General features: G+C 72.6%; 13 protein-coding genes. 12 read left to right on the plus strand and 1 reads right to left on the minus strand.

Features of this window, described 5'->3' with window-relative positions; genetic code table 11:
* Positions 1 to 56 precede the first annotated feature (56 nt).
* The 12 genes from ACFVYL_RS29260 to ACFVYL_RS29315 all read left to right on the plus strand — a co-directional run bounded on the left by ACFVYL_RS29260 (position 57) and on the right by ACFVYL_RS29315 (position 12,469).
* On the plus strand, positions 57 to 671 hold the full coding sequence (locus tag ACFVYL_RS29260; protein ID WP_389721138.1) for a helix-turn-helix domain-containing protein: 615 nt from the start codon (positions 57 to 59) through the stop codon (positions 669 to 671).
* A gap of 88 nt (positions 672 to 759) precedes the next feature.
* On the plus strand, positions 760 to 1,728 hold the full coding sequence (locus ACFVYL_RS29265; protein ID WP_389721140.1) for an NADPH:quinone oxidoreductase family protein: 969 nt from the start codon (positions 760 to 762) through the stop codon (positions 1,726 to 1,728).
* Entirely contained in the window at positions 1,725 to 2,912 is a 1,188-nt protein-coding gene (locus ACFVYL_RS29270; protein ID WP_389721142.1) for an acyl-CoA dehydrogenase family protein, read from the plus strand. Before ACFVYL_RS29265 ends, ACFVYL_RS29270 begins: the two co-directional genes overlap by 4 nt.
* Complete coding sequence (locus ACFVYL_RS29275) at positions 2,909 to 4,057, plus strand: acyl-CoA dehydrogenase family protein (protein ID WP_389721144.1); 1,149 nt, start codon at positions 2,909 to 2,911, stop codon at positions 4,055 to 4,057. The genes ACFVYL_RS29270 and ACFVYL_RS29275 overlap by 4 nt, the downstream gene beginning before the upstream one ends.
* Positions 4,058 to 4,216: 159 nt before the next feature.
* A complete protein-coding gene (locus ACFVYL_RS29280; RefSeq protein ID WP_389721146.1) occupies positions 4,217 to 5,815 on the plus strand; it encodes an ABC transporter substrate-binding protein in 1,599 nt (532 codons plus the stop codon).
* Between the two features lie 62 nt (positions 5,816 to 5,877).
* On the plus strand, positions 5,878 to 6,843 hold the full coding sequence (locus ACFVYL_RS29285) for an ABC transporter permease (RefSeq protein WP_389721148.1): 966 nt from the start codon (positions 5,878 to 5,880) through the stop codon (positions 6,841 to 6,843).
* Complete coding sequence (locus tag ACFVYL_RS29290) at positions 6,836 to 7,702, plus strand: ABC transporter permease (RefSeq protein WP_389721150.1); 867 nt, start codon at positions 6,836 to 6,838, stop codon at positions 7,700 to 7,702. The genes ACFVYL_RS29285 and ACFVYL_RS29290 overlap by 8 nt, the downstream gene beginning before the upstream one ends.
* Before the next feature lie 44 nt (positions 7,703 to 7,746).
* The gene (locus ACFVYL_RS29295) at positions 7,747 to 8,658 is read left to right on the plus strand and encodes an ABC transporter ATP-binding protein (RefSeq protein WP_389721195.1); all 912 of its coding nucleotides are present in this window, start codon (positions 7,747 to 7,749) and stop codon (positions 8,656 to 8,658) included.
* Positions 8,651 to 9,319, plus strand: coding sequence for an ABC transporter ATP-binding protein (locus ACFVYL_RS29300; protein WP_389721152.1), 669 nt, complete (start codon positions 8,651 to 8,653; stop codon positions 9,317 to 9,319). Before ACFVYL_RS29295 ends, ACFVYL_RS29300 begins: the two co-directional genes overlap by 8 nt.
* 322 nt (positions 9,320 to 9,641) lie before the next feature.
* Complete coding sequence (locus tag ACFVYL_RS29305; RefSeq protein WP_389721154.1) at positions 9,642 to 10,502, plus strand: phosphatidylinositol-specific phospholipase C/glycerophosphodiester phosphodiesterase family protein; 861 nt, start codon at positions 9,642 to 9,644, stop codon at positions 10,500 to 10,502.
* 129 nt (positions 10,503 to 10,631) lie between these two features.
* Complete coding sequence (locus ACFVYL_RS29310) at positions 10,632 to 10,826, plus strand: hypothetical protein (RefSeq protein ID WP_389721156.1); 195 nt, start codon at positions 10,632 to 10,634, stop codon at positions 10,824 to 10,826.
* A gap of 74 nt (positions 10,827 to 10,900) precedes the next feature.
* Positions 10,901 to 12,469: a hypothetical protein gene (locus ACFVYL_RS29315; RefSeq protein ID WP_389721157.1), complete on the plus strand. Its 1,569-nt coding sequence runs from the start codon at positions 10,901 to 10,903 to the stop codon at positions 12,467 to 12,469.
* A 4-nt stretch (positions 12,470 to 12,473) separates the two neighbouring features.
* Here ACFVYL_RS29315 and ACFVYL_RS29320 read toward each other — a convergent pair whose 3' ends face one another.
* Positions 12,474 to 13,748, minus strand: a complete 1,275-nt coding sequence (locus ACFVYL_RS29320; RefSeq protein WP_389721159.1) for a phosphodiester glycosidase family protein — start codon at positions 13,746 to 13,748, stop codon at positions 12,474 to 12,476.
* Between the last annotated feature and the right edge of the window lie 12 nt (positions 13,749 to 13,760).

Genomic DNA, 13,760 nt, shown 5'->3' on the forward strand with positions numbered 1-13,760 from the left:
CATGCGATATCGACAACTGCCTTTGCCGTTATCGCAAGAAGCGGCATGATGGGGGCATGAGAGAAGACGAGAGGGCGGTACCGGAGTCGATGGATCAGGTCCTCACCGAGGTGGGCCCACGGCTGCGCCGCATCCGCAAGGAGCGCGGCGCCACGCTCGCGGGCCTCTCCGCCGCCACCGGGATCTCGGTCAGCACCCTGTCCCGCCTGGAGTCCGGCCACCGCAGGCCCAGCCTCGAACTGCTGCTGCCGATCGCCCGCGCCCACCAGGTCCCCCTGGACGAACTGGTCGGCGCTCCGCCGGTGGGCGACCCGCGCGTGCGGGCCAAGCCGATCGTCCGGCACGGGCGCACCATGCTGCCCCTGACCCGGCAGCCCGGCGGGCTCCAGGCGTACAAGGTGGTCGAGCCCGCGCGCGCGAAGGCGGCGCCGGATCCGCAGACCCATGAGGGGTACGAGTGGCTGTACGTGCTCTCCGGGAAGCTGCGCCTGATCCTCGGCGACCACGACGTGGTGCTCGGTCCGGGGGAGGCGGCGGAGTTCGACACCCGGGTCCCGCACTGGTTCGGGGCGACGAGCGAGGCGGGCGCGGAGTTCATCAGTCTCTTCGGGCCGCAGGGGGAGCGCATGCACGTACGGGCGCGGCCCACCCGCAAGGAGCACACGGACTGACGGTCGGGCCGGACTGTTCCCTTCGGGGCAAGCGACCGCTTAGTATGTGGTGGAGCCCGGTCTACGACAGCCCCCGTGGAGGCCCCGCATGCAGGCATGGCAAGTGCACGAGAACGGCGAGCCGGGCGAGGTGATGCGCCTCGCCGAGGTGGACCGCCCCGCGCTCGGCGAGGGGCAGGTGCTCCTGAAGGTGCGCGCCGCGAACATCAACTTTCCGGACGCGCTGCTCTGCCGGGGCCAGTACCAGGTCAGGCCCCCGCTGCCGTTCACGCCGGGCATGGAGATCTGCGGTGAGACCGAGGACGGGCGGCGCGTGATCGCCAACCCCGTGCTGCCGTACGGCGGTCTCGCCGAGTACGCCGTCGCGGAGAGCGCCGCCCTGCTGCCCGCCCCGGACGGCCTCGACGACGCGGAGACCGCCGCGCTCCACATCGGCTATCAGACCGGCTGGTTCGCGCTGCACCGCCGCGCGCACCTCCAGGAGGGCGAGACGCTCCTGGTGCACGCGGCCGCCGGCGGCGTCGGCAGCGCGGCGGTGCAGCTCGGCAAGGCGGCGGGCGCCAAGGTCATCGGCGTCGTCGGCGGCGAGGACAAGGCGAGGGTCGCGCGCGAGCTCGGCTGCGACCTCGTCCTTGACCGGCGCACCGACGACGTGATCGGCGCCGTCAAGGAGGCGACGGGCGGCCGCGGCGCCGACGTGATCTACGACCCCGTGGGCGGCGACGCCTACACCAAGTCCGCCAAGTGCGTGGCCTTCGAGGGGCGCATCGTCGTCATCGGCTTCGCCAGCGGCGCCATCCCCACGCCCGCGCTGAACCACGCCCTCGTGAAGAACTACTCGATCGTGGGCCTGCACTGGGGTCTGTACAAGACCAAGGATCCGAGCCTGATCCTGCGCTGCCACGAGGAGCTGTCCGAGCTCGCGGCCAAGGGCGCCATCAAGCCGCTGGTGAGCGAGCGCGTACCGATGGCGGACGCCGCTTCCGCCGTGCAGCGTGTCGCCGACGGCACCACCACGGGGCGCGTCGTCGTGCTCCCGCACGGAGGTGCCGCATGACCGACGCAGCCGAACTGCGCGCCCGCACGCAGGAGTTGCTCGCCGCGTACCCGCCCGCCACGGTGGACCGCGCCGACTTCCTCAGGGCCCGCTTCGACGCGGGCCTCGCCTGGGTGCACTACCCCGAGGGCCTCGGCGGACTCGGCGCGCCGCGCTCCCTGCAGGCCGTCGTGGACGCCGGACTGGAGGCAGCGGGCGCGCCCGACAACGACCCGCGCCGCATCGGGATCGGCCTCGGCATGGCCGCACCGACCGTGCTCGGCTTCGGCACCGAGGAACAGAAGCGCCGCTTCCTGCGCCCGCTGTGGACCGGCGAGGAGGTGTGGTGCCAGCTCTTCAGCGAGCCGGGCGCAGGCTCCGACCTCGCGGCGCTCGGCACCCGCGCCGTCCGCGACGAGGCGAGCGGCGACTGGGTGGTCAACGGCCAGAAGGTGTGGACCTCCAGCGCCCACAGTGCCCGCTGGGCCATCCTCATCGCCCGCACCGACCCGGACCTGCCCAAGCACCGCGGCATCACGTACTTCGTGTGCGACATGACCGACCCGGGCGTCGAGGTGCGGCCGCTGCGCCAGATCACCGGCGAGGCGGAGTTCAACGAGGTGTTCCTCACCGATGTGCGCATCCCCGACGCGCACCGGCTCGGCGCGGTCGGCGAGGGCTGGAAGGTCGCCCAGACCACGCTCATGAACGAGCGCGTCTCCATCGGCGGCATGCGCATCCCGCGCGAGGGCGGCATGATCGGCGCGGTCACCAAGGCCTGGCGCGACCGCCCCGGCCTGCGCACCCACGACCTCCACCAGCGGCTGCTGAAGCTCTGGGTGGAGGCGGAGGTGGCCCGGCTCGCCGGGGAGCGGCTGCGCCAGCAGCTCGTCGCGGGACAGCCGGGCCCCGAGGGGTCCGGCATGAAGCTCGGCTTCGCCCGCCTCAACCAGGAGATCAGTGGCCTTGAGGTGGAACTCCTGGGCTCCGAAGGGCTGTTGTACGACGACTGGACGATGCGCAGGCCCGACCTCGTCGACTTCACCGGCCGCGAGGCGGGCTACCGCTATCTGCGCTCCAAGGGCAACAGCATCGAGGGCGGGACCAGCGAGGTCCTGCTGAACATCGTCGCCGAGCGCGTCCTCGGGCTGCCCGCCGAGCCGCGCACCGACAAGGACGTCGCGTGGAAGGACCTCGCCCGATGAGCACGCAGACCACGCAGACCACTCAGCAGACCGCGCAGAGCTCCCAGCCCGACCTGCTCTACTCCGAGGAGGAAGGGGCGCTGCGCTCGGCCGTGCGGGGGCTGCTCGCCGACCGGTGCGAGGCCGCCGCGGTCCTCGCGCGCATCGAATCCCCGGCGGACGGCTCCCCGCACGACCGTGAACTGTGGAAGGCGCTCACCGACGGCATGGGCCTCGCCGGGCTCCTCGTCCCCGAGGAACTGGGCGGACAGGGCGCCACGCACCGCGAAGCGGCCGTCGTCCTGGAGGAGTTGGGCCGCGCGATGGCGCCCGTGCCCTACCTCACCAGTGCCGTCGTCGCCACGCAGACGCTGCTCGCGTGTGGCGGCGACGAGGCGGCCGGACTGCTCGGGGAGCTCGCCACCGGCCGCACGGTGGCCGCGCTCGCGGCCGGCCTTGCCGTCGCGCCGGGCGACGCGGTCGAGGGCGTACGGCTGGAAGAGGGCGCCCTGCGCGGGGAGTTGGCGGCGGTCGCGGACGCGGCGGGCGCCGACGTGCTGCTCGTTCCGGCCGACGGCGCGCTCTTCGCGGTCGACACGGCGCAGGACGGCGTCACCGTCACCGCGCAGACCTCCCTCGACCTCACCCGGCCGCTCGCCACGGTGACCTTCGACGGGTCGCGCGCGCGGCGGCTGACGGGGGACGCCGACGCGGCCGTACGGCAGGGGCTGCGGGCCGGCGCCGCGCTGCTCGCCTCGGAGCAGCTCGGCATCGCCGAGTGGTGCCTGACGGAGACCGTCCGGTACACCAAGGAGCGGCACCAGTTCAACCGGCCCGTCGGCTCCTTCCAGGCGCTCAAGCACCGGCTCGCGCAGCTGTGGCTTGAGGTCGTCAACCTCCGCGCCGCCGCCCGCAACGCCGCCGACGCCCTGGCCACGGACAGCGCCGAGGCGGACCTGGCGGCCGCCCTCGCGCAGGCCTGCGCGGGCGCCGTAGCGGTGCACGCCGCGGAGGAGGCGCTGCAGTTGCACGGCGGCATCGGCATGACCTGGGAGCACCCCGTCCACCTCTACCTGAAGCGCGCCAAGGCGGACTCGATCGCCTACGGCACGGCAGGCCGCCACCGCGAGGCACTGGCCGCGCTGGTGGATCTGCAGGCCCCCTGACCCGTCTGACCCGTCTGACCTGTCGTACACGCCCCCGCCGACGAATTCGATGCAGCCCGCACCTACCAGGTGCGGGCTGCGCGTTTTACGTCAACATTACGTAGTGCATAATTGCGAGCTGTTCGCAATAACGGTTGATCTTCAGTAGGGGTGTGGAGCATGAGGGCCCGATCGATACGGGGCGCAGGCGCGACGGCGACGGCGGCCGCGATAGCGGTCGCCGCCTCCGCGTGCTCGGCGCCGGGCGACGGCGACGGCGGCGCCAAGGACTCCGCGGTCGTCGGCATCGCCTACGAGCCCGAGACCCTCAGCCCGCTCCTCGGCTACGGCAAGGACGGCAACTCCAAGATCTTCGACGGCCTGCTCACGCACGACGCCGACATGAAGCTCAAGCCGGCACTCGCCGCCGAGCTGCCCAAGGTCGCCGACGGCGGCAGGACCTACACGTACAAGCTCCGCAAGGGCGTCAAGTTCAGCGACGGCAAGCCGTTCTCCGCCAAGGACGTCGTCTTCACCTACGAGACCATCCTCGACAAGAAGACCAACAACGCCTCCAAGACGGAGCTGGACGCCCTCAAGAGCGTCGAGGCGAAGGGCGGCTCGGGCGGGGACACGGTCGTCTTCCACCTCAAGTACCCCTACGCGCCGTTCGCCGAGCGCACCGTGCTGCCCATCGCCCCCGAGCACATCGCGGGCAAGCAGGACGTGAACACCGGCGACTTCACCACCAAGCCGGTCGGCACGGGACCGTACAAGCTGGTCAAGTGGTCCAAGGGCGAGAAGCTGACCTTCAAGGCCAACCCCGGCTACTGGGGCGGCGCGCCGAAGATCAAGAACTTCACCATGGCGATCATCAAGGACGACGACATCCGCGCCACCCGGCTCGACGCCGGTGAGCTCGACGGCGCGATCCTGCCGCCCAACCTCGCCAAGAAGTACAAGAGCGACAGCGGCAAGAACACCTACGCCGCCAAGACCTTCGACTACCGCGTGGTGACCCTGCCCAGCGGCAACAAGGTCGCCGGCGACACCGACGTCCGCCGCGCCCTCGACGTCGGCGTGAACCGCAAGGCCATGGTCGACTCGATCCTGTACGGCGAGGGCAAGGAGGCCTACGGGCCCGTCCCGACCGACAGCCCCTGGTTCACCAAGGGCACCGAGCGCGAGTTCGACGCCGCCAAGGCGAAGAAGATCCTCGACGACGCCGGGTGGAAGCCGGGCAAGGACGGCATCCGCGAGAAGGACGGCGTCCGGGCGACGTTCCCGCTCTGGTACCTCTCCGGCGACAAGCTCCGCCAGGACCACGCCCTCGCCTACGCCTCCGACGCCAAGAAGATCGGCATCAAGGTCGAGGTGCAGTCCGGCACGTGGGAGGTCATCCAGCCCCGCATGCCCAAGGACGCGGTCCTCGCCGGCGGCGGCTCCCCGGCCGACCCCGACTTCGACCAGTACACCCTCCTGAAGTCCTCCCTCGCCGGAGACGGCTTCAACAACATGGCGCACTACGACAACCCCAAGGTCGACAAGGCCCTGGAGGACGCCCGCAAGAGCGGCGACCACGCGAAGCGCCAGGCCGCCTACGACACGATCCAGCGCGAGCTCGTGAAGGATCCCGGCTACACCTTCCTCACGCACATCGACCACCTCTACGTCGTCGACAAGAAGTTCGGCGACCTGAGCACCCAGGTCGAGCCGCACGACCACGGCTTGGCTTCCGGCCCCTGGTGGAACGTCGAGGACTGGCAGCCGGGCAAGTGACGTCAGCGATAACCGAGGCCCCGGGGAAGGCGACGCGCCGCCATCGCCTCCCCTGGGGGCCGATGGCGCGCCTCGCGGCACGGCGGCTGCTGTTCGCCGTCCCCGTGCTGCTCGTCGTCACCTTCGGCGTCTTCGCCGTCGCCGCCGCCTCGCCCTTCGACCCCGTCAAGGCGTACGCGGGCACCGCGGGACTCACCGCCTCGCAGGAGAACCTCGACCAGCTGCGCGCCAACCTCGGCGTCGACCGGCCGCTGACCGCCCGCTGGTGGGACTGGCTCACCTCGGCGCTCACGGGCGACTTCGGGGACTCCAGCACCCTGCGACAGCCCGTCGCGGACGCCATCGGCGAGCGCATCGGCTGGTCCGTGCTGCTCGCCGCGACCGCGTTCCTCGTCGCGATCCTGCTCGGCACCGCGCTCGGCGTGCTCGCCGCCCGCAGGCCCGGCGGCTGGGTCGACCGCGCCGTGACCTCCCTCGCCTACACCCTCGAAGCCGCGCCGCCGTTCTGGCTCGGCCTCCTCGCCGTCTGGCTGTTCGCGCTGAAGCTCGGCGTGCTCCCCTCGGGCGGACTCACCGACACGGCAAGCTCGACCGTGACGGCCGGACAGGTCGCGAGCCACTTGGTGCTGCCCGCGGGCGTACTCGCCGTCTCGCAGCTGCCGTGGTTCGTGCTGTACGTGCGTCAGGGGGTCGGCGACGCCCTGGGCGACGACCCCGTACGCGGGGCACGCGCGCGTGGCCTCGCCGAACGGACCGTGCTCCTCGGGCACGCGCTGCGCTCCGGCATGCTGCCCGTGCTCACGCTCATCGGCTCGCGCGTGCCCGAACTCATCACCGGGGCGCTCCTGGTGGAGACCGTCTTCAGCTGGCCCGGCATCGCCGCGGCCACCGTGCAGGCCGCGACCTCCGTGGACTTCCCGCTGCTCGCCGCGCTGACCGCGCTCGCCACGGCGGCGGTCCTGCTCGGCAACCTCGTGGCCGATCTGCTGTACGGCCTCGCCGACCCGAGGGTGGGATTCGATGGCTGACATCGTGTGGCGTGCCCGGGGCGGCGTGCGCCGCTCCACGCGCGCGTGGCGGGTGCGTTCCTCCGCGGCGATCGTCGCCGCGGTCGTCCTCGCCGTCCTCGTCGTGCCGCCGCTCGTCCACCTCGACGAACAGGCCGTCGACCTCGCCGCGAAGCTCCGGCCGCCGTCCTTGACGCACCCCTTCGGCACCGACGACGTCGGCCGCGACCTGCTGCTGCGCTGCGTGTACGGGCTCCGGGTGTCGCTGTTGGTGGGCGTCGTGGCGGCGGTCGTCGCCACCGTCATCGGCACGGCCGTGGGCGCCCTCGCGGCCGCCTCCGGAGGCTGGGTGGACCGGGTCGTGATGCGCCTCGTGGACGTCTTCTCATCCGTGCCGCACCTGCTGCTCGGCATCTTCATCGTCGCGATGTTCCGGCCCGGCGTCTGGCCCGTCGTCGTCTCCGTGGCGCTCACGCACTGGCTGTCCACCGCCCGCATCGTGCGCGCCGAGGTCCTCTCCCTGCGCTCGCGGCCCTACGTCGACGCGGCGATCTCCGGCGGCGCCTCACGGCTGCGCGTCGTCGTGCGCCACCTGCTGCCCGGCGTCCTGCCGCAGGCCGGACTCGCCGCCGTCCTGATGGTGCCGCACGCCATCTGGCACGAGTCCGCGCTGTCCTTCCTCGGCCTCGGCCTCCCCACCCACCAGGCGAGCCTCGGCACGCTCGTGCAGAGCGCACGCGGTTCGCTGCTCGCCGGGGACTGGTGGCCGACGCTCTTCCCCGGCCTGTTCATCATCGTGCCCACCCTGGCGATCGCGGGCCTCGCGGGCGCCTGGCGGGAACGGATCAACCCCCGGCGCCGATCGGAGCTCATGCTGTGACGGTCCCCGTCCTCTCCGTGAACGGTCTCTCCGTACGGTTCCGCATGCGCGGCGGCCGCCACGTCAGCGCCGTCACCGACGCCACCTTCGACCTCGCGGCGGGGGAGTGCCTCGCCCTGGTCGGCGAGAGCGGCTGCGGCAAGTCCGTGCTCGCCTCCGCGCTCCTCGGCCTGCTCCCGGAGAACGCGGAGACCGCGGGGAGCGCCCTGCTCGGCGACACCGATCTCCTCACCGCCGACGAGCGCACCCTGGCCCGCACCGTGCGGGGGCGGCGCGTCGGCCTCGTACCGCAGAGCCCGGCCGCCCATCTGACGCCGGTCCGCACCGTGCGCTCCCAGCTGGAGGAGACCCTGCGCGAGCTCGCCGGGGTGCGCAGGCCGCGGCTGCGGGCGGCGGCCGAAGCGGCCGCCGAGCGCGCCGCGTTCCCCGCGGGGCACCTGGACCGCTACCCCCACGAACTCTCCGGCGGCCTCGCCCAGCGCGCCGCCACCGCGCTCGCCCTCATCGGCGACGCGCCGCTGCTGCTGGCCGACGAGCCGACGACCGGCCTCGACCGCGACCTCGTGGACCGCACCGTCGACGAGCTGCGCCGGCACGTCGGCGACCATCGCGCGCTGCTCCTCATCACCCACGACCTGGCCGCCGCCGAGCGGATCGCCGACCGGGTCGCCGTGATGTACGCCAGCCGCGTCGTCGAACTCGCCGACGCCGGCGACTTCTTCGGCACGCCAGGACCGCGGCACCCCTACGCCCGCGGCCTCCTGAACGCCCTGCCGGAGCGCGCCTTCACGCCCGTCCCCGGCATGCCGCCCGAGCTGTCCGCGCTCCCCGAGGGGTGCGCGTTCGCGGCCCGCTGCGACCGCGCCGACGAGGCGTGCCGCGCACTGCCCGCCCTCACGGGAGGCTCGGCCTGCCACCACCCCCACGCGGACGTGCTGGAGGCGCCCCGTGCTTGAACTGCGCTCCATCACCGCCGGTTACGACCGCCGCGCCCCCGTCGTCCGGGACGTCGACCTCGCCATCGCGCCCGGCGAATCCGTCGGACTGCTCGGCCCCAGCGGCTGCGGCAAGTCCACCCTGGCGCGGGTCGCCGCGCTGCTGCACCGCCCCGACGCCGGGCAGGTCGTCATCGACGGCGAGGCCGCGGCGGGCTGGCGCCACCGCGCGCCCCGCGCGCAGCGCACCTCCTTCGGCGTCGTCTTCCAGCAGCCCCGGCTCTCCGCGGACCCGCGCCTGACCCTCACCGCGCTGATCGCGGAGCCGCTGCGAGCCGTGGGCCGCGCCGGGGAAGCGGCCGCCCTGGTACCGGAGTTGGCGTCCCGTGTCGGCCTCGGCGAGGAGCTCCTCGGCCGTCGGCCGCACGAGGTCAGCGACGGCCAGCTGCAACGCGCCTGCCTGGCCCGCGCGTTGGTGCTGCGCCCGCGCTGGCTGATCTGCGACGAGATGACGGCGATGCTGGACGCGTCGACGACGGCGGCCCTGGTGCACGTCGTGGAGGAGTACCGGGCCGAGCGCGGCGCCGGACTGCTCGCCGTCGGTCACGACCGCGTACTTCTGGAGCGGTGGTGCGATCGCACGGCGCACTGGGACGAGCTGGCGGGACACACCGGCGCGTAGCGGCCAATGGGGTCAAGAGACAGCCCGGGCAATCGCGCCACACGGCCTGGTCCACGACCCGTACGTACGGCCGCCACTCCTCGCGGGCGACGTCGGCCGCTTCCTGCGCGGCGAGCCGCTCGCGCACTGCGCCAGCCCGGAGGTCTTCGCGGAGCGGTCTTCGCGGGGCGGGCGTGAACGGCCGGCGTCGATAGCGCCAACTCCCGTACCGGCAGGGTTTCCTGACCCGGTCGGAGCCTCATACTCACTGAGGTTCCGCCCGTCGGCGTACCCGAGCGTCGGACCCCGACGCCGCCCCGACCCGCCCTCCCGGGAGGCAGACATGGCCCTCACCACCCGTCGCAGAGCACTCAGCACCCTCGGCGCCGCCCTCGTGGGCGGCATCGCGACACCCGCCTACGCGCAGGCGAACGACCGCGGCCACCACCCCCGGCCGCTGCTGCGCGCCCACGCCCACAACGACTATGAGCACCCCCGGCCCCTCCTCGACGCGCTCGACCACCGCTTCAACAGCGTCGAGGCCGACATCTACCTCGTCGAAGGACAGCTCCTCGTCGCCCACGACCCGGTGGACCTCGACCCCACCCGCACCCTCGAATCCCTCTACCTGGAGCCGCTGGCCGCCCGGGTGCGCGCCCAGCACGGCTCGGTGTACCGGGGCCACCACCGCGCCCCCTTCCAGCTGCTCATCGACATCAAGACCGAGGGCGCGTCCACGTACACCGAGCTCCACCGCCATCTGCAGCCCTACCGGCGGCTGTTCACGACGTACGCCTACGGGAAGGTCCGCCGCGGCGCGGTCACCGCCGTCGTCTCCGGTGACCGCGCGGCGCGCGTCCCGATGGAGGCCCAGCGGATCAGGCACGCCTTCTACGACGGCCGCCTTCTCGACCTCGGCACCGCGGCGCCCGCCTCGCTCATCCCGCTCATCAGCGACAACTGGGCCCTCAACTTCGGCTGGCAGGGCACGGGCCCGATACCCGCCGCCGAACGCGACAAGCTGCGCGGCATCGTCTCCCGGGCCCACGCGCGCGGACAGCGCGTCCGCTTCTGGGCGACGCCCGACCTGCCGGGCCCGCAGCGCGACGCGGTCTGGGGCGAGCTGCTCGCCGCCGGGGTGGACCACCTCAACACCGACGACCTCGCGGGCCTGGAGACGTTCCTCGACGCGCACGGCGGGTGACGGGCGCCGAGCGGCACTCACGCAAGTAACACCCGTTCGGAGCACAGGTCAGACGCCCGGACGCTCCCTCCGCTACGCCAAACTGACGGCCGTGAGCCGCGGTGTCACGTGGCGGAGGAGGTACTTCCCATGGCCATTTCCATCTCTGTCGTCATGCTGCTCCTGATCCTTGCGGTGGTCTTTCTGCGCAACGGAGCGCTGAAGGTCTCGCACGCGATCGTCTGCGGCCTGCTGGGTTTCTACCTGGCGAGCTCGAGCATGGCGCCGACCATCCGCGACGGCCTGACGGCCACCGCCAACATCGTCAGCGGCATCCAGCCATGACCGTTCTTTGCGGCTTCATGAACAACTGACGCCGCGTCATGGACACTTGAGGGGGTGCGCTCTAGCTTCGGCGCATGTCCAGCAGACTGCGCCGCCTCGTCCCCGCCAGTGCCGTGGCCCTGACCGTCTCCTTCGCGGGCCCCGCGCACGCCGACGAGATCCCCAGGGCCCCGGGCCACCGGCTCGTCGAGCAGTACGCAGGCGCCCCCGCAGAGGCCCGCCCGCTGCCCGGCACCCCACCGCCCCAGCACCCATATCTCGCCGCCAACGGACGCAGCGGGATGCACGCCGACGCGGCGGGCAGCGGCACGTACCCCTGGAGCGGGCCGCTCGGCAAGCGGCCCGCCGCCGACAGCGAGAAGATGGCGGCACTCGGCGGCGAGTGCGCCACCGTCACCTTCGACCGCGACGGACGCATCGTCACCGTCTGCGGCACGTTCACCGGCTTCCTGGTCAAACTGCTCGACCCGAAGACGCTGGACACGCTCGCCGAGTACAAGCTGCCGCAACGGCCCTCGACCATCGAGGCCATCACCCGGCTCGACTTCTCCAGGATCTTCAAGGACACGTCCGGCGGCGCCTACTCCTACCTCGACGACGAGGACCGGCTCGTTCTCGCCGACTCCCGCCAGCACATCGTGCGGCTCGCGCACGAGCGGGCGGCGGACGGGAGCTGGCGCTTCGTCGTCGACAAGGAGTGGGACCTCACGGCGCACGTCCCGCACGACTGCGTCAGCTGGACCAACCTGTACCCGAGCGGCCAGTGCGACCCGGTCACCTCCGTCATGCCGGACTGGGAGGGCCGCATCTGGTGGGTGACCCGGCAGGGCCGCATCGGCACCGTCGACCCGAAGTCCGGCGACATCCGCTCCGTCCGGCTCGACGGCGAGGAGATCCAGAACTCGTTCTCCGTCGCCGAGGACGGCGTGTCGATCGTCTCCGACCACGCCCTCTACAGCTTCCGGGCCGCTGCCGACGGCACCCCGAAGGCCCTCTGGCGCCAGCCGTACGACCGCGGCACCGGCACCAAGCCCGGCTCGGTGAACCAGGGTTCCGGCACCACGCCCGACCTCTTCGGCGAGCACGACGACTACGTGGCGATCACCGACAACGCCGACGACCGCATGAACGTCCTCGTCTTCCGGCGTGGCGCCGACGTACCGGACGACGAGCGGCTCGTCTGCAAGGTCCCCGTCTTCGGCTCCGGCGCCTCCACCACCGACAACTCACTCATCACCTGGGGCGACAGCCTCGTCGTCGAGAACAACTACGGGTACGAGAACATCACTTCGCTCACCTTCGGGCGCAGCGTCGTCGGCGGCGTCAGCCGCATCGACGTGCGCGAGGACGGCAGCGGCTGCGACACGGCCTGGGAGAGCGGCGTCCGCTCCCCGTCCACCGTGCCCAAACTCTCCACCGCCAACGGCCTGTTGTACTTCTACACGAAGGAGCCCAACAGCCTCGGCATCGACGCCTGGTACCTCACCGCGGTCGACTTCCGCACCGGCGAGACCCGGTGGAAGCAGCTCGCCGGCACGGGCATCGCGTACGACAACAACTGGGCCCCGGTGACGCTGGGGCCCGACGGCACGGCCTACGTGGGCGCCTTCAACGGCCTGGTCGCGGTGCGCGACACGCGGTGACGCGTCAGTCCCGGGAGAACACGCCGATGCCGTTCGGCACCGGGCGCTCCGCCCCGCCGCTGGGGTTGTTGCGCACCGTCACGGCATCGGCGCCCGGCGCCCGCGCGACCAGCGTGGAAGTGGCCGAGACCAGCGTGGAGGAACCGCCGCCATCCAGACCGAAGCCTTCCTGTGCCCCCAACTCCCGCAGCGTGTCGGCTACTTCGGCCACCGTCAGACCTGTACGGAACTGCGGGGAACCGTCGAGCGAGAGCAGCAGCAGCCGGCGGCCGTCGTCGGAGATGCCCGCCGCGGTCCGCACCGCCGACGTGGTCGCGTCGAGGCCGGGCAGTGGTTCGCCGTTCCGCAGGACGGGATAGCCGCCGAGGGCGAAGCGGAACGGGATGTGCGAATCGGCCGCCACCAAGCGGTGCCTGACCTGCACCCGGTCGCCCGTCGACAGCTTCCGCAGCTCCTGCGCGCCCGCCTCACGGCCGACCAGGACCGTGCTGCCCCGAGCGATGGGCCCGCTGCCCGGCGTGTCGGCCGAGGCCACGACCCGCCCGTCGCGGATCGTCACCTCGTGGGTGTCCGCGCTGCAGGGCGCGCCGCGGTTCGTGTCCGTTCCGCAGGTCGCGCGCACCCGTGACACGTCGCCCCAGTCGCTGGTGAAGGCGCCGACGGAGCCCACCGGCAGCGCGTACTGGTTGAGGCCGCCCAGCGGCAGCCGGGTGTCGCGGGTGCGGATCCGGCCGTCCAGGGAGAGGTTGTCAAGGCGGGCCCTGCGGTCGTACCCCACGCCGAGGACGGCCTCGGTGGTCACGCCCGGCGGCATCGCCGGGCCGAACCGCTGCCCGTTCGGCACGGCGCCCTTCAACGCGTGGCCGTTCGTGACGGAGGGGCCGACGGGTGCGCCGGTCGCCGGCACGCCGGGGTGCTGGGTCTCGGTGATGTTGAAGAAGTCGCCGTTGATGCCGCCGACGGCGCCGGCCCCGTCGGCCAGCGCGGAGACGGGCGCCCGGGCGGCGACCTTGCCCGGATACAGCAGGCCGACGCTCGCGCGCGGGTCGCGCAGATCCACGTCGAGGACATGGGCGCGGGCGGTGCCGTGCGAGGCGGGAATGTCGAAGTACCGGTACTCCACGCCCGGTGCGATGCTGCTGCCCGCCTGGTCCGCACCCCCGACAGCGCCGCCGGCCGGTGCCGCTCCCACAAGAGCGGCACCGGCCAGCGTGCCGAGCGTCGTGATGAGGGCGCAGGCCGTTCTGAACCGTCCACCGCGTTGCTTCTGGCGTGTCACAGAACCCCCTGA

This window comes from Streptomyces sp. NPDC058308 (genome assembly GCF_042880275.1).
Lineage (GTDB): Bacteria > Actinomycetota > Actinomycetes > Streptomycetales > Streptomycetaceae > Streptomyces.